This window comes from Psychroserpens sp., from assembly GCF_034670085.1.
Taxonomy (GTDB): Bacteria; Bacteroidota; Bacteroidia; order Flavobacteriales; family Flavobacteriaceae; genus Psychroserpens.
In genome coordinates this window covers 216679-242848 of the sequence record NZ_JAXMOD010000008.1, presented here as the reverse complement: position 1 = coordinate 242848, position 26170 = coordinate 216679, and the positions used below count along the sequence as shown (strand labels likewise).

At 32.5% G+C, this 26170-nt stretch carries 24 protein-coding genes; 9 read left to right on the top strand and 15 right to left on the bottom strand.

What is annotated here, in order from left to right:
* The 3 genes from VOI25_RS14240 to VOI25_RS14230 form a co-directional block, all read left to right on the top strand.
* Positions 1–1283, top strand: a 1283-nt coding sequence (locus VOI25_RS14240) for a gliding motility-associated C-terminal domain-containing protein (RefSeq protein ID WP_323789752.1), incomplete at its 5' end; no start/stop codon positions are given.
* 13 nt (positions 1284–1296) lie between these two features.
* Complete coding sequence (locus tag VOI25_RS14235; protein WP_323789751.1) at positions 1297–2214, top strand: type IX secretion system membrane protein PorP/SprF; 918 nt, start codon at positions 1297–1299, stop codon at positions 2212–2214.
* A gap of 10 nt (positions 2215–2224) precedes the next feature.
* Positions 2225–4150: an OmpA family protein gene (locus VOI25_RS14230; RefSeq protein ID WP_323789750.1), complete on the top strand. Its 1926-nt coding sequence runs from the start codon at positions 2225–2227 to the stop codon at positions 4148–4150.
* A 720-nt stretch (positions 4151–4870) separates the two neighbouring features.
* Here the strand turns inward: VOI25_RS14230 and VOI25_RS14225 are convergent.
* Together VOI25_RS14225 and pdxH are read right to left on the bottom strand one after the other, a co-directional pair.
* Entirely contained in the window at positions 4871–5365 is a 495-nt protein-coding gene (locus tag VOI25_RS14225; RefSeq protein ID WP_323789749.1) for a CAP domain-containing protein, read from the bottom strand.
* 233 nt (positions 5366–5598) lie between these two features.
* Entirely contained in the window at positions 5599–6246 is a 648-nt protein-coding gene (pdxH, locus tag VOI25_RS14220) for a pyridoxamine 5'-phosphate oxidase (protein WP_323789748.1), read from the bottom strand.
* A gap of 79 nt (positions 6247–6325) precedes the next feature.
* Here pdxH and VOI25_RS14215 point away from each other — a divergent pair, with 79 nt between their 5' ends.
* The gene (locus tag VOI25_RS14215) at positions 6326–6754 is read left to right on the top strand and encodes a hypothetical protein (protein WP_323789747.1); all 429 of its coding nucleotides are present in this window, start codon (positions 6326–6328) and stop codon (positions 6752–6754) included.
* Positions 6755–6773: 19 nt separating this feature from the next.
* On the opposite strand, the gene VOI25_RS14210 is transcribed toward VOI25_RS14215, so the two are convergent.
* The 5 genes from VOI25_RS14210 to rpsA form a co-directional block, all read right to left on the bottom strand.
* Positions 6774–7679, bottom strand: coding sequence for a ribonuclease Z (locus VOI25_RS14210; RefSeq protein WP_323789746.1), 906 nt, complete (start codon positions 7677–7679; stop codon positions 6774–6776).
* A 6-nt stretch (positions 7680–7685) separates the two neighbouring features.
* Positions 7686–8018: a ribonuclease Z gene (locus VOI25_RS14205; RefSeq protein ID WP_323789745.1), complete on the bottom strand. Its 333-nt coding sequence runs from the start codon at positions 8016–8018 to the stop codon at positions 7686–7688.
* 4 nt (positions 8019–8022) lie between these two features.
* Positions 8023–8952 (bottom strand): aspartate carbamoyltransferase catalytic subunit, encoded by a 930-nt coding sequence (locus VOI25_RS14200; protein WP_323789744.1) that lies wholly within the window; start codon positions 8950–8952, stop codon positions 8023–8025.
* Between the two features lie 4 nt (positions 8953–8956).
* On the bottom strand, positions 8957–9496 hold the full coding sequence (gene pyrR, locus VOI25_RS14195) for a bifunctional pyr operon transcriptional regulator/uracil phosphoribosyltransferase PyrR (protein ID WP_323789743.1): 540 nt from the start codon (positions 9494–9496) through the stop codon (positions 8957–8959).
* A 123-nt stretch (positions 9497–9619) separates the two neighbouring features.
* Positions 9620–11485, bottom strand: coding sequence for a 30S ribosomal protein S1 (rpsA, locus tag VOI25_RS14190; RefSeq protein WP_323789742.1), 1866 nt, complete (start codon positions 11483–11485; stop codon positions 9620–9622).
* Positions 11486–11772: 287 nt separating this feature from the next.
* On the opposite strand from rpsA, the gene VOI25_RS14185 reads away from it, so the two are divergent.
* A complete protein-coding gene (locus VOI25_RS14185; protein WP_323789741.1) occupies positions 11773–12153 on the top strand; it encodes a LysM peptidoglycan-binding domain-containing protein in 381 nt (126 codons plus the stop codon).
* A gap of 67 nt (positions 12154–12220) precedes the next feature.
* On the opposite strand, the gene cmk is transcribed toward VOI25_RS14185, so the two are convergent.
* From cmk to lon, 4 genes are read right to left on the bottom strand one after another with little or no spacing between them, the layout of a single operon-like run.
* Entirely contained in the window at positions 12221–12916 is a 696-nt protein-coding gene (gene cmk, locus VOI25_RS14180) for a (d)CMP kinase (RefSeq protein WP_323789740.1), read from the bottom strand.
* Positions 12916–13935 (bottom strand): type IX secretion system protein PorQ, encoded by a 1020-nt coding sequence (porQ, locus tag VOI25_RS14175; RefSeq protein ID WP_323789739.1) that lies wholly within the window; start codon positions 13933–13935, stop codon positions 12916–12918. The genes cmk and porQ overlap by 1 nt, the downstream gene beginning before the upstream one ends.
* A 50-nt stretch (positions 13936–13985) precedes the next feature.
* The gene (locus VOI25_RS14170; RefSeq protein WP_323789738.1) at positions 13986–14786 is read right to left on the bottom strand and encodes a LysM peptidoglycan-binding domain-containing protein; all 801 of its coding nucleotides are present in this window, start codon (positions 14784–14786) and stop codon (positions 13986–13988) included.
* On the bottom strand, positions 14770–17223 hold the full coding sequence (gene lon / locus VOI25_RS14165) for an endopeptidase La (protein ID WP_323789737.1): 2454 nt from the start codon (positions 17221–17223) through the stop codon (positions 14770–14772). The genes VOI25_RS14170 and lon overlap by 17 nt, the downstream gene beginning before the upstream one ends.
* Positions 17224–17453: 230 nt before the next feature.
* Here lon and VOI25_RS14160 point away from each other — a divergent pair, with 230 nt between their 5' ends.
* From VOI25_RS14160 to VOI25_RS14145, 4 genes are all read left to right on the top strand, one after another.
* Positions 17454–18011 carry an RNA polymerase sigma factor gene (locus tag VOI25_RS14160; protein ID WP_323789736.1) on the top strand — a complete coding sequence of 186 codons (558 nt, stop codon included), beginning with the start codon at positions 17454–17456 and terminating at the stop codon, positions 18009–18011.
* A 10-nt stretch (positions 18012–18021) separates the two neighbouring features.
* On the top strand, positions 18022–18585 hold the full coding sequence (locus tag VOI25_RS14155) for a hypothetical protein (protein WP_323789735.1): 564 nt from the start codon (positions 18022–18024) through the stop codon (positions 18583–18585).
* A 68-nt stretch (positions 18586–18653) separates the two neighbouring features.
* Positions 18654–19748 (top strand): hypothetical protein, encoded by a 1095-nt coding sequence (locus VOI25_RS14150; RefSeq protein ID WP_323789734.1) that lies wholly within the window; start codon positions 18654–18656, stop codon positions 19746–19748.
* Between the two features lie 19 nt (positions 19749–19767).
* Positions 19768–20484, top strand: coding sequence for a head GIN domain-containing protein (locus tag VOI25_RS14145; RefSeq protein WP_323789733.1), 717 nt, complete (start codon positions 19768–19770; stop codon positions 20482–20484).
* Positions 20485–20561: 77 nt separating this feature from the next.
* Here VOI25_RS14145 and VOI25_RS14140 read toward each other — a convergent pair whose 3' ends face one another.
* The 4 genes from VOI25_RS14140 to VOI25_RS14125 all read right to left on the bottom strand — a co-directional run bounded on the left by VOI25_RS14140 (position 20562) and on the right by VOI25_RS14125 (position 26141).
* Positions 20562–21401 (bottom strand): hypothetical protein, encoded by an 840-nt coding sequence (locus VOI25_RS14140; protein WP_323789732.1) that lies wholly within the window; start codon positions 21399–21401, stop codon positions 20562–20564.
* Positions 21402–21435: 34 nt separating this feature from the next.
* On the bottom strand, positions 21436–22746 hold the full coding sequence (locus tag VOI25_RS14135) for an MFS transporter (RefSeq protein ID WP_323789731.1): 1311 nt from the start codon (positions 22744–22746) through the stop codon (positions 21436–21438).
* 61 nt (positions 22747–22807) lie between these two features.
* Positions 22808–23638 (bottom strand): M48 family metallopeptidase, encoded by an 831-nt coding sequence (locus VOI25_RS14130; protein WP_323789730.1) that lies wholly within the window; start codon positions 23636–23638, stop codon positions 22808–22810.
* Between the two features lie 97 nt (positions 23639–23735).
* On the bottom strand, positions 23736–26141 hold the full coding sequence (locus VOI25_RS14125; protein ID WP_323789729.1) for a glycoside hydrolase family 31 protein: 2406 nt from the start codon (positions 26139–26141) through the stop codon (positions 23736–23738).
* Positions 26142–26170: the final 29 nt, after the last annotated feature.

The following is a 26170-nucleotide window of genomic DNA, read 5'->3' as shown; positions in this document are numbered from 1 at the left end:
ATCTTACTTTAACTGGTGATGTGACTGATGAAGCGGATAACTGTTCAACGGATTTAGAAGCGACTTACACTGATGCTGTTGCTGATGGTGCATGTGCTAATGAATCGATCATTACTAGAACGTGGACGCTTACTGATGAATGTGATAATACAACAACGTTTAATCAAACAATAACAGTTCAAGATACTACTGCGCCTACTTTTACTGTGCCTGCAGATATTAATGTAGAATGTGATGTAGATGTAAATGATCTTACTTTAACTGGTGATGTGACTGATGAAGCGGATAACTGTTCAACGGATTTAGAAGCGACTTACACTGATGCTGTTGCTGATGGTGCATGTGCTAATGAATCGATCATTACTAGAACGTGGACATTAACTGATGAATGTGATAATACAACAACGTTTAATCAAACCATTTCGGTTCAGGACACTACAGCTCCAGCGTTAGTTTCAGATTTAGAAGAAGAAATATTCATAGTTTGTAATGACATTCCTGAAGTACCAGAATTAGTGTTTGAAGATGCATGTTCTACAAATATCGAAGTGGTATTTACTGAAAATTCTACTTCAGATGGAACTGTACAAGATTATATTATAATAAGAGAATGGTTAGTGACAGATGATTGTGGAAATGAAGCTTTATATTCTCAACTTATAAATGTTAGTGTTGAAAATGAAATCGATGCTTCAGATGCTGAACTATGTATCATTGAAGACTTTAATTTTGATCTTTTCGATTTACTATCTGGAAACTTTGATATTGATGGTGTGTGGACAGTAACGCTTGGAGATGCTACCTTAGATGGAAGTTTATTTAATCCTTCTAGCTTATTAAATGCTAGCGGAGAATACACTGATGCAGACTTAGGTGATTATATATTTACCTATACTGTTGGTGGCAATTGTCCTAGTGTAACTGATGTAACAATAACTATAGATGATGAGTGTGTTGTTATACCTTGTGGTGAAGAAGACCTTGTTATTTCTAAAGCTGTTACACCATCTACTGCAGACGGAATCAATGACGTATTTACGATAACGGGAGTTGAAGACTGTGGCTTTGTAATTGAGTTACAAATATTCAATCGTTGGGGTGCAAAAATCTATGATAATTCAAATTATAATAACGATTGGAATGGTACATCATCTAAAGCTTCTGTAGGAAACTCTGGATTTGTCCCAACAGGAACATATTATTATATCATTAAATTAAAAGGTAGTACTGGTGACTTACAATTAAAACCAATCACAGGACCAATCTACGTATCAACAAACTAAATCTTAACCTAAAATGAAATTAGTCAAGTTTAACATTATAGCATTTATACTATTCAGTAGCTGGATGGGAGTTGCTCAGCAATTACCTCAGTTCACACAGTATATGTACAATACGATTTCAATTAATCCGGCTTATGCAGGAAGTAGAGAAACCTTAAGTGTTGTAGGTTTACATAGAAGTCAATGGGTTGGTCTTGAAGGAGGTCCAACTACTCAGACCCTTTCTGTACATACGCCACTAAGAAATGAAAATGTAGGATTAGGTTTCTCATTTATAAATGATGAATTAGGTTTTCAAAACTTTTCATATTTATATGGTGACTTCTCGTATACGATTCGTGTTAGTGAAAACAGTGAGTTAGCATTTGGTTTGAAAGCTGGTTTTACAAGCTTTAGCCTTGATCCTGATTTCCAATTATCAGAGTCTAATGATCCCGTAATTTTCGGTTTTGAAGACCGCTGGAAACCAAATATTGGAACTGGTATCTATTGGCATAGTAGTCGATGGTATTTAGGGCTTTCTGCACCTAGAATATTAAATACCGATTACACGGGAGATGAAGAATTTCAGTCGTTAGAAAGAATTAGTTACTACTTTACTGGTGGTTATGTATTTGATTTAGGTGAAAACACAAAACTAAAACCAGCCATGTTACTTAAAGGAACAAATGGTGCGCCTTTATCTTTTGATCTTACAGCTAACTTTTTATTTTATGAAAAATTCTGGGTTGGTGGATCTTACAGAATAAATGAAAGAGCTGAAGCTCTTGGTGCCATTGCAGATTTTCAAGTGTCTAAACAATTGAGAATTGGTTATGCATATGAATATCCATTATCCGAATTAAGCGCCTATACAAGTGGAACCCATGAAGTTTTACTTATGTTCGAAATATTTAAAAGCAAACGTATTAAATCGCCTAGATACTTCTAAAAATTTAATCATGATGAAAACAAAATCCTTAATATTATTTTTTGTGCTTAGTAGCACATTCATGATCGCTCAAGAAAAACTAGCCGATAAATTCTTTGGTAATTACAGTTATGTAAAAGCAACTGAATTATATAAAGAAGTGCTAAAAAAGGGTGACACAAGTGTACACGTTTTGACTCGCTTAGGTGATTGTTATTACAATAATTCTAAATCTGAAGATGCAGCACAATGGTACAAAAAAGCACTGCAAAAATATGATAGTGATGTAAATCCTGAATATATCTATAAATACATCCAGTCTTTAAGAAGTTTAGGTAATTATTCTGAAGCCAATGTGTGGATGAAAAAATTTACTGAAATCCAAAATAACGATTCAAGAGTTAAAGGTTATAATCCAGAAGATATTAGCAAATACAACGAATTAGCTAAAACTGAAATGGATCGTGTAGTCAAGTTAGTGAACTTACCTTTTAATTCTAAGTACTCCGATTTCGGATCATTTATCCATAATGAGCAAATGTACTTTGCATCGTCTAGAAATACTGATGAAAAGAAACTTTATAGTTGGAACCAAGAACCCTTTCTTGATATCTATAGTGTTTCCGTTGAAAAACAAGGAGATACAATAGCTTATGGAAGTGCAGATTTTATAAACGCAGAAAAGATAAATACAGACTATCATGAAGCTTCAGTAGCCATCACTAAAGATGGAAAAACGATGTATTTCACAAGAGATAATGTTGGTAAAAAGAATAAGGCAAAATACGATAACGAAGGAACAACTCATTTAAAACTTTACAAAGCTAGTCTTGTTGGTGAAACCTGGACAAATATTGAAGAACTTCCTTTTAATGATGATGTATTTTCAACTGGACATCCTACTTTAAGTCCTGACAACAAAATTTTATACTTTGTTTCTGATCGTGAAGGCGGATTGGGTCAAACAGATATTTATCAAGTAGAAATTAATAATAACAGCTATTCTGAACCTGTAAACCTAGGAGAAAAAGTTAATACAGAAGGACGAGAAATGTTTCCTTTTGTGAGCCAAGATAGTACATTTTATTTTTCGTCTGATGGCCATTTAAATTTAGGATTTCTCGACATTTTTAAATCTAATATCATAAAAGATGAAAATGCACAACCAGAAAATATGGGAGCTCCTTACAACAGTGGTTATGATGATTTTGCGTTCTTTATGAATCCGTCAGAAGAAGAAAATGATAAAACAGGATACTTCTCTTCTAATAGACCAGATGGTCAAGGTAGTGATGACATTTATAGTTTTGATGCCAGTATTTGTCTGCAAACAATTAAAGGAATTACAAGAGATTTAAATACCAATGATATCATTGCTGGTACAACAGTAAAGTTGGTTAACGAGGTAGGTAAAGTCCTAGAAGAAGTTGAATCAAACGACAAAGGAGAATATGAGTTTACAGTAGACTGTAATAAAAAATATACTGTTATAGGTAGTAAAGAAGATTATAAAGATGATCTGAAGGAAGTATCTACTGATAACGAAAATGAAAAAGTGACAGAAGCAGATCTTTATCTAGAGCCATTAATTAATGATAATCAAATTGTTATTAATCCAATTTTCTTCGATTTTGATAAATCTAATATTAGAACAGATGCGCAATACGAACTTGAAAACATTGTAGATGTAATGCGAGCACATCCAAATATGGTGATTAAAATTGAAGCGCATACTGATAGTCGTGGACGTGATAAATACAATGAAAAATTGTCTGATAGAAGAGCCAAATCTACAAGAGATTATATTATTTCTAGAGGAATTGCTCCAGAACGAATAGAAAGTGCTATTGGATATGGAGAAACACAATTACTCAATAAATGTTCTAATGGTGTAAAATGTTCAGAAGAAGAACACCAGATGAACAGACGTTCTTACTTCTATATTTTAAAAGAATAAAATTTCCCCTATATTAAACTAAAAAAGCAGATTCATATATTGAATCTGCTTTTTTCATTTTTAAGATCTTCTTATAAATAAAAATATGTTATTATATAGATTGTACTCAACAGTCGTATTTGTAATGATAACCATTGCGTTTTTTTTAATTTCCTGAATAAGCAATACCAATTTAATTCTCTAAATCATTCATTACATGGCTTGATTCACAACCTTTTCAATTTAAGTGCTAAACCACACTTATTTCATTTAATAAGCTTTATAATTTACGTAAAAGGTGGCTTCCTTATTAGTTATAATAGATTGTGAATTATTCTTTATTAAGAGTCCAAGACTTAATCTATGGCCCTATTTAATGCCTTGATACTATAGGTTAACTAAAAGTAGAAATACTGTGTTTTCCAAATCTTAATCTAAAACCTATACCTGTAGATTCTTTACAATTCAAAATCTCTAATGCGATTTGTAAATCTTGCTATACTTCAGCCTCAAGGTTATAATCCCAATTTCAAATCCATTTCGAGTCAACAAAATTCTATTGTTTAGTAACTACTGTTTTAAATATAGAGTTCGTTAAGATTCAACTTTACTCTAACGTTCTAATTCCTAGATTAACTAATGTTCTGCATCAATTAAGCAGAATATAAAACAAAAAAAAGCCACAGATAAACTGTGGCTCTAAAACAACTATTTGCTATTAATCAGTTTTTGGGTTATAAATTATTTTTTTATAAAGATGTTTGTAAAATACCATTTACCTTCACTATTCTTTTCGGCTGAGACATCAAAATCTGTAAAGTCTCCTTCTATATTTGCTCTATGTCCTTCACTATTTAACCAGGCATTAACTACAGACTCTGCTGAACTAAAAGCATAAGCTACATTTTCCGATACTTTAGTTGCAGATGCATTCTGTACTAAACTGTTCTTACGTTGAAAGAAATTATCATGTGATACATTATTAACTTCTACCATATAATCTGTATGTGTATAGGCAACAGCTTTAATTGTATTATGATTACTTAAAGGATTTAATCCTATATTAATTCTATGTGAATTGATAAGTTCCAATATTTCAACTTCAATTATTTTTGCAGCTGGAACATTAGCAAGCTCAATACTGTTAATAGTATCTTCTGGAAGTTCTTCTGTTGAACAAGAGAACGTTAGTAAAGCGATTAATGCCATTACAGGCAACATTTTAGTAGGTTTCATAAGTAGGGCTTTTATGATTTTATAATAATAGATTTGGGGTCTAATTATTATGTTTAAAAAACAATTAGTTAAACGGGGCATTTAACTAATTGCGTAATACATCGCTAATATATATGTTATCGTTAATTTAAACGTATATATATGCAGATAATCGATGAAATGCATAAAATTTATGTATATTCCTACAAAAAATTACATTTTATAGATAATAAAATGACGATAAAAGGGATTGTCTATGGAGACAAACGGTCCTGAATCCAATCGAAGTTTTTATTTAATTGATATCGAATTCTATCATGCAAACGGTTAGGTCGACCTTGCCAGAATTCAATTTCTACAGGCTTAACAATATAACCACCCCAAAAATCAGGTCTAGGAATATCTTTACCTTCAAATTCTTCCTCTAATGCTTTAAGAGATTTTTCTATTACTGATCTGTTTTTAATGATTTCACTTTGGTTGGACACTAAAGCACCTAATTGACTACCTCGAGGTCTAGATTCAAAATACCCATCACTTAAATTTTCAGCTATTTTTTCGGCTTTACCTTTAATAATGACTTGACGCTCTGCTTCTGCCCAAAAAAATGATAAACAAACATTTGGATTATTTGCAATAGCTTTTCCTTTTTCACTTTCGTAGTTTGTATAAAAAATAAACCCTTCGTAAGTGAATTTTTTTAATAGCACTACTCTACTTTTCGGAAAGCCATCTAATCCGATAGTGCTTATTGTCATTGCGTTAGTTTCACCAATATTGAAATTAGTATCAACTTCATGAAACCATTTTTGGAATACTTCTAAAGGATTATCACTAAGATATTTTTCAAGTAATTCTTGCTTTTCATAAGATTTTCTGTAATCGCCTAGGTCTGTATTCATTAGATTGAAATATAAAATTTATAGTGATTTTCTTTTTTAGCCACATTATTTCTTATAAATTTAACAATAATCCCTTGAAATGACATTTGAAACCAGTAAATATTCTAAACTTTTAGAATTTAGAAAAATAGAGTTCCCATTCGGAAAAATCTATATCACAAAACAATTTATAGTATCAGAATTAAATGAAGGTATCCATGTAGATTTTAATATGGTAAGCAGAGTCATCGGAAAATTTTCCGAAGACATTAGCAACGATATCAGAATAGGATATATTGCAAATCGAATAAACTCCTACTCTTTTGAACCTCAGTTATGGCTTGATTTTAACAATGATTACGACTTTTTAGTTGCTAGTGCAGTTGTAACCTATAGCGATTTTGGCTATCTAAACTCTAGTCTTGAAAAACATTTTTTCAAGAAAAGTCTAAAACGTTGTCACAGTTTAGATGAAGCGATAGAATGGATGTTAGAATTGGACGAATTGAAACAAGAAATCAAGTCTTAATAGAAGCGCTTCTAATTTTCTAAAATTCAAATGATTTTCCGTCTTTTGCTAATTCTACATTTTGAAATATTTCTGTAGCTTCCTCCTTAAACAGATTCAAATCATCATATCTAGTTGAATAATGTCCTAAAATTAAGGTTCCAGCGTTGGCCTGCTTTGCTATACTAGCTGCTTGTTTTGCTGTACTGTGCTTGGTTGGAATTGCAAGCTTTTCATTCTTATCTAAAAATGTGGATTCGTGATATAGTACATCGACATCTTTAATAATTGGCACTATCGCTTCATTGTATGCCGTATCACTACAAAACGCATAACTTTTAGGTTTGTTTGGTGGTTTTGTAACAGATTCGTTGCTTATACGGATGCCTTTATTATTTTCAACATCAAAGCCTTGTTTCAGTTTTCTATAGTATGCAATATCTATATCGGCATTTAATACAGCATTCATATCTAATTTACGTTCGCCTACTTTTTCTTTGAATAGAAATCCGTTGGTATAAATTCGATGGTCTAACGGAATGGTATAAACTTCTACTTTATCATCTTCGAAAATCAATTCAGAAACATCCGACGTTAAGTCATGAAAAATCAACTTATAATTAGTCCAAGACTCAGTCAATTTCATTTGAAGGGTAATTATTTCTTTTAGTCCTTTTGGCCCATACACGTGTAAATCAGCTTCACGAGTTAACAACCTGAACGTTGAAATAAGTCCAACCAAGCCAAAGAAATGATCACCATGTAAATGAGAAATAAAGATATGTTTGATCCTAACAAATTTTACTTTGTTTCTACGTAACTCTACTTGAGTACCTTCACCACAATCTATTAAAAAGGTATGATTTTTTATCTCTAAAACTTGAGATGTTGGATTGGTATTGGTTCTAGGCGTTGCACTGTGACAACCAAGTATCTTTAATTTCATAGCGCATTAAAATCCTAAATCACGCTCTATATCTTCCATTTCAATAATATCATAAGCTTCTTGAAGTGTTGGTACTACAACAATTTCATCTGGACTTTCATCAAGATTTGCATTATTTGAAACTATAACAAACGAATGCTTCGCTTTTCGATGTTTATTCGATATTTGAAGAAATTCAACAATATCAGATAGTGTCACTTTATTTAGAGTGGTGAGATTAATGATTATATTATCATTTTTAAAGCGCTCATAAAGCACGTCAATTTTTTTTACCAGCTCTATTATAGACGCTTTTTCTTGTGTAATTATGGACGTATTTCCGTTTTTATCAAAAATCATAATATCAATGTTTTATTTTGGAAGCTAATAAATAAATGACTGCCATTCGTATAGCTACACCATTTTGAACTTGATCTAGAATAATCGCTTGTTTAGAATCTGCAACATCACTGGTAATCTCAACACCGCGATTTATTGGTCCTGGATGCATTATTGTTATCTCTTTATCTAAAGATTCTAATAACGCTTTAGTCACTCCATATTGTTGTGCATATTCTCGTGTTGATGGAAAATAACTAATATCCATACGTTCATTTTGAACACGCAACATATTTGCTACATCACACCAATTAAGGGCTTTCTTTAAATTTGTTTCAACCTTTACTCCCAAATCTTTTATATATTTTGGAAGCAAGGTTTTAGGTCCACAAACCATCACATTGGCACCTAATAATTGTAATGCATAAATGTTAGAAAGGGCAACTCTACTATGTAAAATATCACCAACAATAACCACATTTTTACCTTTAACTTCACCAAATCGTTCTCTTATCGAATAGGTGTCGAGTAATGCTTGTGTTGGATGTTCATGTGCTCCATCTCCAGCATTGATAATACTTGCATCTACATGTTGTGACAAAAACACACCTGCTCCAGGATTGGGATGACGCATCACAACCATATCTACTTTCATAGATAGAATATTATTTACAGTATCTATTAAGGTTTCTCCTTTTTTAACCGAAGACTGAGATGCCGAAAAATTAATCACATCAGCTGAAAGTCGTTTTTCGGCGAGTTCAAATGACAATTTTGTTCGTGTAGAATTTTCAAAAAATAAGTTGGCAATAGTAATATCTCTAAGCGAAGGCACTTTTTTAATTGGTCTATTTATCACTTCTTTAAAGTGATCTGCCGTTTCAAAAATTAATTGAATATCCTTTTTGTTGAGATATTTAATTCCTAATAAGTGATTGACACTTAATTCGCTCATGGTCTTAATTATTTATCAAATATACTGCGTCTTCACCTTCGTTTTCGGCCCAGTTAACTTTTACTTTTTCTTCATTAATAGCATCTACTTGTCGACCTCTATAATTGGGTTGAATTGGTAAATGTCTACTAAATCGTCTATCAATTAATGTTAGTAATTCAATTTCATTTGGTCGTCCAAACGATTGAATAGCTGTCAATGCAGCTCTTATACTTCGTCCAGTATACAATACATCATCAATAAAAACAATGTTTTTCCCTTCTACTAAAAAGCCAATTTCTGTAGTATTGGCTTCTAATATTTTTTCACCTCTTCTAAAATCATCTCTAAAAAAAGTGATATCCAAATGTCCTAACTCAATATTTTTGATGTTATAATCGTTTTTTAGCATGGTTGCTAGACGATTAGCAAGGTATTTTCCTCTTGGCTGAATACCAATAAGAACCGTATTTGTAAAGTCGTTATGATTTTCAATAAGTTGACAAGCCAGTCGATGAAGAATGATGTTTACCTCTTTAGTATTAAGTAACACTTTTTGACTCATATAATTTCCAAACGTATTTGGTTGACAAAGTTAATGCAAAATTTTAGAAGTTAAAACATATATCTACGAAACAAAAAAGCCTTTCATTTCTGAAAGGCTTTTAATATTTAAAAATTCAAGGAATTATTTCTTCCCGTCCATTTTATCTTTAAGCGCTTGTAAAGCGTCATTAGCATCACCTAAAGTTGGTTTTGCTTCTGCTGCTTGCGTTTCTTGCTTCTTAACAGCTGCTTTTACATTTGCCATTTCTTCTTCTTTGAAGATTGCAGTATGAGAAGCAACTACACGTTTAAATTCTTTATTGAATTCAATAATTTTAAACTCTGCAGATTCTCCTTTACCAATTTTCTTACCATCTTCTTTTTCTAAGTGACGTGAAGGTACAAAAGCAACGATATCTTCGTTAAACTCAATTGTAGCTCCTTTATCAACGATTTCAGAAATTTCAGCAGTATGAACTGTACCTAAAGCAAATTCAGTTTCGTATTTATCCCAAGGGTTATCAGTAGTTTGTTTGTGACCTAAAGATAATTTACGTCCTTCAACATCTAATTCTAAAACAACAACGTCTAAGTTATCACCTACGTTACAGAATTCACTTGGATGCTTAATTTTCTTAGTCCAAGATAAATCTGAGATATAAATTAATCCGTCGATACCTTCTTCTAATTCAACAAATACACCAAAGTTTGTAAAGTTACGAACGATACCTGTGTGTTTAGAACCTACAGGATATTTGCTTGTAATATCTGTCCATGGATCTGGTGTTAATTGCTTAATACCAAGCGACATTTTACGATCTTCTCTATCAAGAGTTAAGATTTGAGCTTCGATTTCATCACCAACTGATACGAAATCTTGAGCAGAACGTAAATGTGTTGACCAAGACATTTCACTTACGTGAACTAATCCTTCTACACCTTCTTCTACTTCAACAAATGCACCATAATCCGCAATTACAACAACTTTTCCTTTAACCTTATCACCAACTTTTACAGTTTCGCCTAAAGCTTCCCAAGGATGTTTGCTTAATTGTTTAAGACCTAATTGAATTCTAGACTTATCTTCGTCAAAGTCTAAGATTACAACATTAAGTTTTTGATCTAATTCTACGATTTCATTTGGATGATTAATTCTAGACCAAGAAAGATCTGTAATGTGAACTAATCCGTCAACTCCACCAAGATCAATAAATACACCGTAAGACGTAATATTCTTAACTGTACCTTCTAATACTTGACCTTTTTCTAATTGACCAATGATTTCTTTTTTCTGTTCTTCAATATCAGCTTCAATTAAAGCTTTATGAGACACAACTATATTTTTGAATTCGTGGTTGATTTTCACAACTTTAAATTCCATAGTTTTATTTACATACTGATCGTAATCTCTAATAGGTTTCACATCAATTTGAGAACCTGGTAGGAAAGCTTCAATACCAAATACATCAACGATCATTCCTCCTTTAGTTCTGCATTTTACAAAACCATTTACGATTTCACCTGTATCATGAGCATTATTTACACGATCCCAAGCTTTAATTACTCTTGCTTTTCTGTGAGATAATACTAATTGACCTGTTGCGTCTTCACGAACGTCAATTAATACTTCAACTTTGTCACCAACTTTAAGATCTGGATTGTAACGGAACTCATTAAGAGAAATTACACCTTCAGACTTTGCATTGATATCGATGATAGCATCTCTATCAGAAAGATGAATAACTACACCTTCAACGACTTCATCATTTAGAGTATCAACGAAATTTTCTGCTACTAGTTTTTCAAATTCTACTAATTGCTCATCGTCAACTTGATCGATACCTTCTTCGTAGTTGTGCCAGTTAAAATCTTTTAAGAATTTTTCAGGGTTTGCTTGTGACTCAGATACTTTTACTTTTGGAGTCTCAACTGTTTGTGTTTCTGTAGTTTCAACAGTTGCTGCTTCAGTAGTTTCTACCTCAGCTTTTTTTGTTTCTTTTTCAGACATGTGCTGAATATTAATTTGTATTCTGTACGTTTAGAAAGATTTAAGCGAATAACACACAGAAGCGTTATTGTTTGTTATAGTTTTTCCTTTTTTCTTTCTAATGATTCGCTAAAAGGAGTGCAAAAATACGTTTTCTAAATCAATAAAACAAACAAAATCATTGCTAAGCATTTCATTAGGCATTGATTATCTAAAAATGAAAAAAAAATACCTCTAACCTATTGATTTTTTGGCATATAAATTGATATCTTTACCATACGTATAACACAAAATTAAAAACAACTATTATGGTAAAAGCAAAATACCAAGAGGTCCTAGACTTAGGAGAAACTTTAAACATTGAAAATGGAGATGTAAAAGTTGAAGATGGAAAATTAAAAATCTGGGGAACAGCAAAAACACAATACGAAAAAGATTTACTTTGGGATGCAATAAAGGCTGTTGGTGGTGATAGTCCTTCTGATATCATGGCAGATATTAAAGTAGCTGATACATCAGTTTACACTAGACATACTGTAAAAAGCGGAGAAACTTTAGGTAAAATTGCTAAGCAATATTATGGTAATCCTGCAAAATATCAAGACATTTTTGCTGCAAATTCTGATATTCTTAAAAATCCGGATTTAATTTATCCAGACCAAGAGTTAATTATTCCAAATTTATCTTAAGAATAGAGTAATGAGTAAAATAAAAAGCGACCAATGGTCGCTTTTTATTTTTATATATCCTATCGGTCTAATTACATTCATTAATTTTGTTTAACGCCAACTTATAAATTAATTCAAATTGTTCGTCTAAGGTTAAATTAGAATTATCAACCTTAATAGCATCCTTAGCCATAGATAATGGCGAATCCTCTCTTGTAGAATCTATATGATCTCTAGTTTGAACATTTGTTAAAACATCTTCATAACTCACATCGTCACCTCTTTCTAATAACTCGTCATAGCGACGAAGTGCTCTTTTCTCTGCGGAAGCTGTCATAAATAATTTCAATTCGGCATCAGGAAAAACGACAGTTCCAATATCACGACCGTCCATAACGACACCCTTATGTTTTCCAAAGTTTTGTTGCTGAAGAACTAGCTGCTCTCTAACCTCAGAAACTGTAGCCACTTGACTCACAAATTGTGATACTTGAAGTGTTCTTATATTTTTTTCAACATTTTCACCATTGAGATATACTTCAGCAAAACCCAAATCGTCATTAAATTTAAAGTTTATTTGAATATTATCAAGTTGTTCAATAAGTTGTTCTTTATCAAAACAATTAGTTTCAATCAAACCATTTTGCATAGCATAGAAGGTGACAGCACGATACATTGCACCAGAGTCAACATAAACATAGCCTAGAGCTTTAGCTAATCGCTTTGCTACTGTACTTTTTCCAGTAGAAGAAAATCCGTCTATTGCTATGGTAATTTTATGCATTATCTTAAATCAATTTGTAGTCCAAAGAAACTCGTATTAGATGCGCTTGTAAATCTAGCATGTGTATAGCTAAATCGCATTTTATTCAATTTTATTCCCATTCCAAAAGACAATCCTGAAAAATTACGTTGTTCTTCAATGCGCAATTCTTCTGCTCTTCTAAAGTTATAACCTAATCTTAAACTAAATCCACGATCAGGAAATAATTCTGCTCCAATTACTGTATGACGCATGACTTCACCTAAAAAACCTATTTCCTCTTGAGTTTGATTGCCATCTAAATCTGTGACAGCTCGTGCAGGATTTGCAAAAGACAATGGCCATTTCTGTAAATTTTCAAAGGTTAAGTGCCAACGTAAAGGTACATGCTCTAATGTTTGAGATAAACCTAATGAAATTTCTAGAGGCAACTTTTCATTTAATCCGGCATAAGTTACTATTTGAGTTCCTAAATTTCTAACGCTTAAAGCGGCATGAAAATCTAATTTTTCATCAATATACATCGCTCCAAAATCGGCAGCAATACCAATTGAATTATATTGTTCTAGTTTAGAGGTGATCATTTTGAGGTTGGCTCCTAAATAAAAATCACTAAATGGTATTTGATAAGCATAGCCAGCAGAAAGTGCTGCTTCATTACCTGTAAAAGTTCCTGTAGATACGCCATTTTGATCATATCCATCAAATTCTCCGTAATTGATATAAGTCATACCTATATGCAAAGTTTGCACGTGTCTATCCCAAGTATAAGCATAAGCGGCAGTTCCGTAACTAATACCTCCTAAATAACTCGAATAATTTACAGCTAGTTGATTATCCATTTCCGGGTTTATGCTTGCTGGATTAAACAAACCGCTTGTAACATCATAATCATAATTGGTAATTACCTTTCCGCCAAGTGCAGCTTGCCGAGGAGATGAAACTAAATTTAAAAATTGAAATGTAGACTCACCACCAACTTGAGCATAAAATGCAGAGGTCGTCAAAAGACAAATAAACGTGGTAATTTTCTTTAGCATATAAGTTTGCAAAGTAAATAATTCTATCTTAAAACGACTAGTTGTGCTTTTTATTTTTTTGTAATTGCTGAATTCTGATTTACCTGAAGTTTTTGTCCGATTTTTATTAAATTATTTGACAATGCATTAAGGTCTTTTATCTCTTCAACTGTAGTGTTATTTCGCTTTGCAATATTATATAAGGTATCTCCTTTTGAAACTATCCAGAGCGAATCAGTTGCTTCGACAGACTCAAAGTTTCTTACTCTTAACGTCTCTCCCTCTTTAATAAGTGTAGTTTCCAAGTTGTTTGCTATTTTTAGTTGCCCTAAGCTGGTTTCATATCGTTGTGCTAATTGATATAACGTTTCACCTTTTTTAACCATATGAAAGTCATATGGATTGTTTTTAGCATGCTCTTCTCGATTGGTTTTGGATGGATTAGATACTACTGTTTCATTCGTTAATAAAGTCATTGTAGTCTTATAATCATTAGCTTCTGTAGGGTTTTCAGTAAGCTCAGGTGTTTTAGAATCTGTATCTATTTCAGTATCATCAACGACAGGTTCAATAGCATCTGTAATTACAACATGTTGTGTTGCATTAGAAGTTGCAGACATATCTTTAAGTAGATTTGTCTTAATTTCTGTTCGATTATCTAAAACTGAATCCTTGATTTTTCTAGCTGCTCGAGATTTAGCAATCTCTCCATTAGTGAATGTTATTTCTCCAGTCACTAAATTTAACTTTGCTGGTTTGCCATCTAGAAGGACATCCTTATAATTATCGGTTTCATTGATTTGCGCAATAGTTTCAAAACTAGAAGCCGCAAAAACCAAAACCATAGCTATTAATCTAAAGTTTTTTAGCATTCTTTACTTTTTGATTGGTTAATGCCAATCTCAAAACGTCACTCATATCTTTGACATAATGAAATTTTAATCCTTTCAAATATAAGGGATTTATTTCTTCTATGTCTCTTTTGTTATCTTCACAAAGTAAAATTTCCTTTATTCTAGCGCGTTTTGCTGCCAAAATTTTCTCTTTTATTCCTCCTACTGGCAATACTTTTCCTCTTAAAGTGATCTCACCTGTCATAGCCAAACTATTTTTCACTTTACGTTGGGTAAATAAGGAAACTAAAGACGTTAACATGGTTACACCTGCACTCGGACCGTCTTTTGGAGTAGCACCTTCGGGAACATGAATATGGACATTGTATTTCTCAAAAACATCTGGATTTATTCCAAATTCATCAGCATTTGATTTAATATATTCCATAGCAATGGTAGCAGACTCTTTCATTACTTTACCTAAGTTACCAGTAATAGTGAGATTACCTTTTCCTTTTGATAAAATGGATTCAATAAATAAAATATCACCTCCTACTCTAGTCCAAGCTAAACCAGTAACCACTCCAGCAACATTATTATTTTCATACTTATCACGTTCTAATCTAGGAGCTCCTAATACTTCAATGATGTCATCATTAGTCACTTTAAGATTATATGTCTCTTCCATAGCTATATTTTTGGCAGCATGACGCACCATTTTTGCTATTTGTTTTTCCAAACCACGAACTCCAGACTCTCTAGTGTAACCTTCAACAATTTTTTCTAACTGAGGTTTCGCAATCTTTAAATGTTTGTCTGTAAGGCCGTGTTCTTTTAATTGCTTCGGAAGTAAATGACGCTTACCTATTTCAACTTTTTCTTCAATAGTATAACCAGATACATTAATAATCTCCATACGATCTAACAATGCAGGTTGAATTGTATTTAAACTATTTGATGTAGCAATAAACATTACTTTAGACAAATCGAATCCCATTTCAAGGAAATTGTCATGAAACTCGTTATTTTGTTCTGGATCCAAAACTTCTAACAACGCAGAAGACGGATCGCCTTGATGAGAATTGGTAAGTTTATCAATTTCATCTAAAACAAACACAGGATTTGATGTACCTGCTTTTTTCAAACTCTGAATAATTCGACCTGGCATTGCACCAATATACGTTTTACGATGACCTCGAATTTCGGCTTCATCACGTAAACCGCCTAAGGACATCCGAACATACTCACGACCTAAAGCTTCAGCAATTGACTTTCCTAAAGACGTTTTACCAACACCAGGAGGTCCATATAAACAAAGAATAGGAGATTTCATATCGTTACGCAATTTTAAAACTGCGAGATACTCGATAATTCGTTTTTTAACATCATCCAAACCATAATGATCACGATCTAAAATTTTCATGGCTCGTTTTAAATCGAATTTATCTGTACTAAACTCATCCCATGGCAAGTCTAAGAATAAATCTAGGTAATTGCGTTGAATAGAATACTCAGCTACTTGCGGATTCATACGTTGCATTTTTGACAATTCTTTATCAAAATGCTCAGCAACCGTTTCGTTCCATTTCTTTGTTTTAGCACGTTGACGCATCTCTTCTATCTCTTCACCAGATGATACACCACCTCCAAGTTCTTCCTGAATGGTTTTCATTTGCTGATGTAAGAAATACTCTCGTTGTTGCTGATTCATATCACTTTGAACCTTAGACTGGATATCATTTTTAAGTTCCAGTTTTTGAAATTCAATATTCATGAATTTCAAGGTCGCTAGTGCACGTTGCTTCAAATCATTAATCTCTAATAACTCTTGCTTTTCTTTTACAGAAAGATTCATATTAGAAGACACAAAGTTTACTAAAAACGAATTACTTTCTATATTCTTGATTGCAAAAGAAGCTTCCGTTGGAATATTTGGACTGTCTTTTATTATTTGAAGCGACAATTCTTTAATAGATTCGATAATTGCAGAAAACTCTTCATTATCAACTGCTGGTTTTGCTTCCGGAACATCTTTTACTGTAGCCGTTAAATAAGGGTCTTCAGAAATGATATCTTGAATTTCAAAACGCTTTTTTCCTTGTATGATTATGGTTGTATTACCATCTGGCATTTTGAGTACTTTCAATATGCGAGCAACAGTTCCTTTTTTGAAGACATCTTTTCCGGTAGGATCTTCAATAGTCTCATCCTTTTGAGAAACAACTCCAATAACCTTACTGCCTTTATTGGCATCATTAATTAGTTTGATAGATTTATCTCTACCTGCCGTAATAGGAATTACAACTCCAGGAAACAAAACTGTATTACGCAATGGTAATATTGGTAATGACTCTGGAAGGGTTTCATTATTTATTTCTGCTTCATCTTCTGGAGTCATTAAAGGAATTAATTCTGAATTTTCATCAAAATCCTGAAATGACAAACTGTCAAGCTTTAAGAAATTAGACTTCGCCATATTATTTTTTTAGTCAATCTGTCATTAAAATAACAGAAGTTATAGGTTTATAATTTTTATAATAATCACTCTAAAGCTTGTTTATCAAACGATTACAAAGTAAAAGTAATTATCTACCTTTATGTAATTCCAATAGTTATGCCATTACGCTACATAATATTAAAAACTTTTTTTATTAAAAGTGTAACAATTGGTTTACCCTTTCATCTCTATAATAAAGCAATTGTTTTTTGACACTAACCAATCAAAATATAGAGCAGTTATTGCAGCTTTGTAAATCTGGAGACCAGCATGCACAAATGGAAGTCTACAACAGGTACTACAAAGCGATGTATAACACCGCAATCAGAATTGTAAAAGACAGTTTTGAGGCTGAAGACATCATGCAAGATTCGTTTTTAACTGCATTCACAAAGTTAGATAATCTTAAAGAGATTAAAACTTTTGGATCTTGGTTAAAGCGGATCGTTATCAACAATAGTATTTATCATTATAAAAAGAATACTAAATATAATGATGTATCAATTGATGATGTGCTTTATAAAGTTGAAGATCATTCTGGAATAGTTGAAAATGATGAGTTTACTAGTTTGAAAGCGAATCAAATTTTAGACACGATGAAATCGTTAAAAGATAATTACAGAATGGGATTGACATTACACTTGATAGAGGGTTATGATTATGAAGAAATTTGTGAAATCATGGACATAACGAATGCCAACTGTAGAACATTAATATCTCGAGCTAAAGAAAGCTTGAGGAAAAAATTAGCGCCTTTGGCCTCTTAATACAACGAACATGGAAAAAGATAATATGGATAACCTTTTTGGACGACTTGAAAATGAGTTTGATGTTGATATGCCAAACTCTGGTCATCAAAATCGATTTTTAGAAAAGTTAAAACAGCAGAATACTATTGCTGAGAATACCATTCAACAAAAATCAAATTACTGGAAGCCTTTCTTAGCTGTAGCTGCATCAATAGTATTATGTTTTAGCATTTTTACGTTTATGCAACAACAAGAACCTGAGATAAACGATTTGGCAAGTGTGTCTCCAGAATTATCTCGAACTCAAGACTTTTTTACGTTGGCAATTCAAAATGAATTAGCTACTCTTGAAACTGAACGGTCTCCAGAAACCGAAGAGTTAATCAATGACGCTTTAAAACAATTAATAGTTTTAGAAACTGATTATGAAAAATTAAAAAAAGATTTAACCCAATCTGGAGATGACCAACGTGTTGTTTATGCGATGATTTCAAACTTTCAAAACAGAATTGACGTACTAGAGCATGTCATGAAAAATATTGAAGAGGTTAAACAATTTAAAGCTGACGAATTAAATCAAAATACTTTATAACAATTAAATCAACAAAAAACGTTCCAACACAGTTAAATACTCACATTGGGATATAAATCACAATCATTATGAAAACAAAATTACTATACAGAATACTGTTTGCATTTATTCTAGTGCCTACTATTGCATTGGCAGGCAACACAACAAATTGGTCTGGAAAACACACCAAAGAGAAAACTATAAAAAAAGAATTTCCTGTGTCTAGTGACGCTACATTAAAAGTAAATAATAGCTACGGAAACATTGATATTGTTACTTATGAAGGATCAACAATTAGCATTGAAGTTAAAATTAAAACCAATGGTGATGATCTAGAAAAAGTACAAGAAAAGATTAATGATATCGATGTTGAATTTAGTGCAACATCTAAATCTGTTATGGCGAAAACAATTTTTAGCAAAGAGAAATCTAAGTCTTGGTGGAATTGGGGCAAAAACAATAATGTAAATATGTCTATTAATTATATCATCAAATTACCAATTACGAATAATGTAGACTTAAGCAACGATTACGGAAGCATAACCCTTGATAAGCTAGAAGGTCGTGCAGAACTTAATTGCGATTATGGTAAAATAACCACAAAAGAATTGATGGCAGATAATAATGATATCAAATTTGACTATACAAACAATTCTTATTTTGAATATATAAAAAGCGGAAGTATAAATGCCGATTATAGTGGATTCACAATAGGCAGCGCAAAATCCCTGGACATCAATGCAGATTATACAAAGTCAGAAATTGAGTTAGCAGAAGACATCTCATACAATTGTGATTATGGATCATTAAAAATCAATAATGCAAATAACGTTGAAGGCAATGGCGATTATTTAACGCTTAGAATGGGAACGATCTATAAAAATGTAAATGTAAAAGCCGACTATGGTTCTATAAAAATTGAAAAGATGGCTGCCAATGCTGGTAATATTGAAATAGAATCAGATTATTGCGGCATTACAATTGGCTACGATTCTGCTTATGCATTCAACTTTGATATCGAATTAGAGTATGCCTCTTTGAGAGATGCTGATAACTTTGAGTATACAAAAAAGCGCATTGAATCCTCAGACAAATACTACCTAGGATATTATGGCAATTCAAATAGCAGAAATATGATTAGAATAAAAACTGAATATGGAAGCGTAACATTCAAAAAACATTAATTAATTAAAAAACTTTAAAATGAAAAAATCAATCTTACTTACTGCCCTTTTATTTTGCATCTCATTTAGTTATGCTGGTGGCAAAAAAATTAAAGGCAACGGAAAAATGACAACTACAACAAGATCTACTTCAGATTATGACGGCATAGCATGTGCTGGTTCTTTTGATTATATTTTAGTTGCAGGTACTGAAGGAAAAATAACCATTGAAGGTGAAGAAAATTTATTAGAGTACGTTATAACAGAGGTTAAGGAGAATAAATTAGTTATAAAGACAAAAAAGAATATCAACCTAAACCCTAGTAATAATAAAACCATAAAAATCACCATTCCATTTAAAGATATAAGTTATGTATCATTGTCTGGTTCAGGTGACTTATGGAATGAAGATGTAATTACGTCCTCAGATTTACAGATTGCATTATCAGGATCTGGTGATGTTGTTTTAAATATTGAAGCTTCAAATACTATAGGGAAGTTAGCAGGTTCTGGTGATTTAACTATAAAAGGAAACACTAATAAACTTGAAGCTAAAGTAGCTGGCTCTGGTGATTTTCACGGCTTTGATTTGCAATCCAATCACACTGTAGTTTCTGTAGCAGGATCTGGAGATGCAGAAGTTGTAAGTAATGAAAGCTTAAAAGCAAGGGTTGCTGGTTCTGGAGATATTGAATACAGAGGGAATCCTAAAACTGAAGACACTAAGGTTGCTGGTTCAGGAAGCATTAGTAATTAACTTTAATTCATCAATCAAAACAAAAAAGCCACTCTGTTCAGAGTGGCTTTTTTAGCATTTATACTTCGTTTATTATTTTAATATTCCAAATCTACAATTCCTTGGGCTAAATTTAAATCTGCGCCATCAGTTCTTGTAACTATACCTCCAAAAGTTCCTTGAATTACTCCTCCAGAATTCACGGTAATATTATTCGTGAAATCATCAAACCCATCAGTATTTGGGAAAAATTCACCATCATTTAAGGTTAGTTTAAAGTTTTGCATAACATCTACACCAGTAGTACCTTCAGGTACTTGAAACTCTATAAAATAATTAGCTCCTTGCTCAGTATTACTTCCGTTAACAATTACCATACCTGATTCTAAAACTGCACTATTTGTAATGAACTGAATGTTTAATGTTCCAGCAGTTACACTTAAAGTACCAGAAGACATATTTGTTATTGTACAATCTCCTAACTCATCAATAATTATTTGAAGGCTTCCATCAGTATCACCACAAATAGCTATTTGAGTTTGCAATGCTGCTTTATAAGCACTACATAAGGTCAAATTTGATGTGTCTGCATTATATGCAGTTGCAGCTTGTGCAGAAGCCGCAGTGGCATCATCACAAGGATCTGTATTGGTTTCTCCACAATCTCCTATACTATCAATTTGAGTTTGCAATGATCCATCAGGATCTCCACAAAATTGTATTTGCACTTGTAATGCATTTCTATAAGCGATACACAATTGAGCATAGGTTTCAACAGTTACATCTAAAAATGCTAATGCAGCATTCTGAGTGTTTTGTGTTGCAATATCACAAGACAACTCTGTATCTGAAACAAAATCACCTTCTAGAGGTTCGTTTTCACAAGTAAACGCCGTTAATAATATAAATAAGGAAAAAAGTAAACTTAGCTTTTTCATAATACAATTAATTTATTTTCAGCAAACATACTAATTAATTTGCATTTGGATTTTCTTTTGGAACTCTAAATAGCAAAATTATACCAACTAAAAAGAAGATGAATAAGAATAGAATTGCATTACGCATACTTCCAGTAATTTGATCTATAGTCGCGAAAATAACCATTCCAATTACGATTCCTATTTTTTCAGCAACATCATAAAAACTAAAATAAGAGGTTGTGTCTTCAGTATCATCTGGTAAAAATTTTGAGTAAGTCGATCTTGCTAATGACTGTATGCCACCCATTACTAACCCAACTAACGATGCTGCAGTATAAAACTCTATAGGTGTTTCCATAAAATATGCGTAAACACATAATGACATCCAAATAAAATTAATTACGATTAGTGTTGGTATATTTCCAAACTTTGAAGATGCACGAGAGGTCAAAAAAGCTCCAAGAATGGCTACCAACTGAATTACTAATATACTTACAATTAAACCTTGTGTTTTTGCATCAGAATTACCCCAAGCAATTTCTTCTTCGCCAAAATACACAGCCACTAGCATGATGGTTTGAACTGCCATACTAAACACAAAAAATGCAATGAGATAACGCTTAAGTCTTAAGTTTTGTTTGAGTTGAAGCCAAACGAGTTTTAATTCCTTTAAGCCATTAAACACAACCGCCTTGGTAACCTTATGTCCATTTGAAACACCTTTAGGAAGGATATAAAATGTATATTGACTGAAAATTATCCACCATAACCCAACAGTCACAAAAGAGTAACGCATCATTTGCATTTTCTCTGCTCCTGTTTCTTGGCTCATGACCATAAATAGATTAAGCACTAAAAGTAGGACACTTCCTATATAACCCATACTAAATCCTTTTGCACTGATACTATCTTGTTGCTCAGGAAATGCAATATCTGGTAAGTATGAATTATAGAACACCAAACTTCCCCAATATCCTATTAATCCCATGAAATAAAACAGTAGACTTAAATGTATATTTTCAATACTAAACCAATATAAACCAATACATCCTGCAGCACCTACGTAACAAAAGAATTTCATAAAATTCTTTTTATTTCCGACATAATCTGCAATACCTGAAAGTATTGGTGATGTTATTGAAACTACTAAAAATGTAAATGCGGTGACATAAGTTATTAGTGCTGAACTTTTAAATTCTAATCCGAAGGCATCTACTATTTTATCGGAACCTTCAATAAATAAAAAGGAATAGAATAATGGAAAAATTGAAGACGCAATTGTTAATGTGTAGACTGAGTTTGCCCAATCATAAAATGCCCAAGCATTGAGCAGTTTTTTACTGCCTTTTTGTAAATGTTCCATAAAAAAAAGCTGCTTTTAAGTAAGCAGCTTCTAAAATAAGGTATTTTTTAAGAACTAAATATTAAAACTCTCCTAATGGTCTAAATGATGTTACACCAAACTTTTTAGCTTCTGCTTTAGATTTGGGTGCCCAACTTTGTAAATTAGAAATTCTTGTATCATTTGATGGGTGTGTACTTAAAAATTCTGGTGGTCCTTGTCCTCCACTATTAGCTTTCATACGTTTCCATAATTCAGCAGCTTCATCTGGATTATAACCTGCAATCGCCATTAGTGTTAATCCAAATTCATCAGACTGAGATTCGTGACTTCTACTAAATGGTAACATTCCTAAAACGTTTGAGCCAATACCATAAGATTGATTAAAGATATTTCTTGTTTTCTCGTCCTTAATAGCAAAGTTTCCAGCAACTGCAAGACCTTGTTGAATATAAGCAGCACTCATACGTTGTTGTCCGTGATTAGCAAGTGCGTGAGCAACTTCATGTCCCATAATTGCAGCAACACCTGTTTCATTTTGTGCAATAGGTAAAATTCCTGTGTAAAATACAATCTTTCCACCAGGCATACACCAAGCATTAACCGTATTATCATTTACTAAGTTGTACTCCCATTTATAATCTTTTAAATAACCTTGATGTCCATTTGCATTTAACCAACGTTCTGCCGCAACGGCAATTCGTTGTCCAACACGTTTAATCATTTCAGAATCAGAAGTGCCACTAACGACATTGTTCTCAGATAAAAATTTATCATATTGTGCAAATGCAGAAGGAAATATCTGACTGTTTGATACAAATGCCATTGTTTTTTTTCCTGTAAGAGGATTGGTAGCACAAGACAGAAACAATGCTAGAGTTCCTAATGCTACTATAGTGTTTTTATATTTCATTGTTAATGGTTTTTAATAATATAAGCTAAATTTACAAAATTCGTTCCATAATGTTTGACACAAACAATTATAAAAATGTCACAGGTCATCGTACTTTTTATTTCCCTATGATATGAAGTTCTGAAAAGTCTTTATCAATAATGATATTTGAGTATTTGTCAACCTTTAACCTTTTAATATCAATAATTTCATTATCTACTTGAATCTCTTTAACTTCAAATGGCAAACCATAGATTTTCAAGTTAAAGGTTGTGTACTTAGTTGTATACTTACCTTCTTTATGTTGTTGAATAATTAACTCATTTTCTTTTCCTCTTAATTTAAAGGTTCTTAAACTATACCTGCCTTTGGTATAATCATAACCATCTTCTGCATCATCAAAAAGTGTAGATACTTCCTTTCCTTTCTTAAAATACACCTCTAAAGTTACTTCTTCAATATCAAGTTCATCAACATATTGTTGGATCGGATATTTTGGAATAATTGCACCTTCTTTTATAAAAATAGGCATGCTTTCAATATCAGCATCAACCCATAATTCTTTTCCTCCTTTTACGATTTCGTTAGTCCAATAGTTATACCACATTCCTCGAGGAATATACATACGTCTTCCTCTTGCATTTTGTTCAATAATTGGACATACTAAAATACTTTCTCCAAAAACAAATTCATCAGTTCTATAGTGCGTGTGAACGTCCTCTTGGTCATAAAGAACTAAAGATTTCAATATAGGTGTTCCTTGATCTACATGATGCCAAAAAGCTGTATATAAATACGGTAATAATTGGTATCGCAATTCTATAAATTTTCTTACAATATCGGTCACATCTTCATCAAAAGCCCAAGGTTCTTGATCGCCATGATCTCCTGAAGAATGTACACGGCAGAAGGGATGAAAAACACCCAATTGAATCCATCGCGTGAATAATTCGCCTTGTGGTTGCTCTGCAAATCCACCGATATCACTTCCTGCAAAGCTAAAACCTGACATCGCCATACGTTGCGCTTGTACATTAGCGATCCATAAATGTTCCCAAGTAGCCACATTATCACCTGTCCAAGTAGACGTGTAACGTTGCGTTCCAGAATACGCAGATCTTGTTATGACAAAAGGACGTTTAGGGTAGGCATATTTCTTTAAACCTTGATAGGTTGCTCTAGCCATTTGCATGCCATACACATTATGTGCTTTTCTGTGACTACAATAGTTTCCATCATAATTATGCCTAACATCATCTGGAAAGGTTTTATTTGGAACTTCCATTACTGCAGGCTCGTTCATATCATTCCAAACGCCTTTTATACCAATATCTTCAATTAATTCTTTAAACAGACCTGACCACCATTCCCTTACTTCAGGATTAGTGAAATCTGGAAAATAACATTCTCCAGGCCATACTTTTCCTTTCATATAAGGACCATCAGCTCGTTTACAGAAATAATCATTTTCTAAAGCCTCTTTAAAGACTGAATACTCTTTATCTATTTTTATTCCTGGATCAATAATAGCAACCGTTTTAAAGCCGTCATCTGCCAATTCTTTAACCATTCGCTTTGGGTCTGGAAAGTACTCTTTGTTCCATGTAAAACATCTAAATCCTTCCATATAATCGATGTCTAAATAAATAGCATCACATGGAATTTTTAACCTTCTAAAGGTAGATGTGATTTCTTTCACCTTACTTTCTGGATAATAACTCCATTTACATTGGTGATATCCTAATGCCCAAAGTGGTGGTAATTGGTGTGGTTTTCCTGTAAGATCCGTATAACTTTCAATAACATCTTGCATTTGTGGACCGTAAATGAAGTAATAATTCATTTCACCACCATCTGCCCAAAAACTTGTTACATTTCGTCTTTCATGTGAAAAATCGAAAAAACTTCTAAACGTATTATCAAAGAAAACACCATAAGCTTTTTTATTATGCAAACCTGTATAAAACGGAATGGCCTTATAAATTGGATCAGTATCTTTTCCGTAGGCATATGAATCAGTTACCCAATTTTGGTAACGTTTACCTTTCAAATTTAAATGGTTCGGCTTATCGCCTAAACCATAATAACTTTCACCATCATTAGATGATTTACTCATCTTAACTATATTACCACCAAACTCGTAGCTTTCTTCCCAATGAAAACCGGCTTCATCTTGATTAATCAGTTCATTGTCTTTAGCATCATATAATGATACTCTTAAATCTTCTTTAGCAATGTGACAAATTAATTTTGAAGTTGTTACTTTATAATGGTGTTCATCTTCTTCAATCGTTAGATGATTATATCCTGTGCTTGCATATTTTGTTATGGCATAAGAAAAATCTTTATCAAAAGTTCCGGTTGTTGTATATCTAAATCGCAAAACACTATCTCTTAACACTGTAAGCTGCAAAACAACATCATTATCTGTGGAAAAATATAAGGTATCGACATCCTTTTTGAATGCGATTATTTTTGAAGGAAATAAATTCCCTTTTTGTTCTAATTCTGTATTTACAATCATGTTCTGATTTTAAAATAATAAACGTAAAA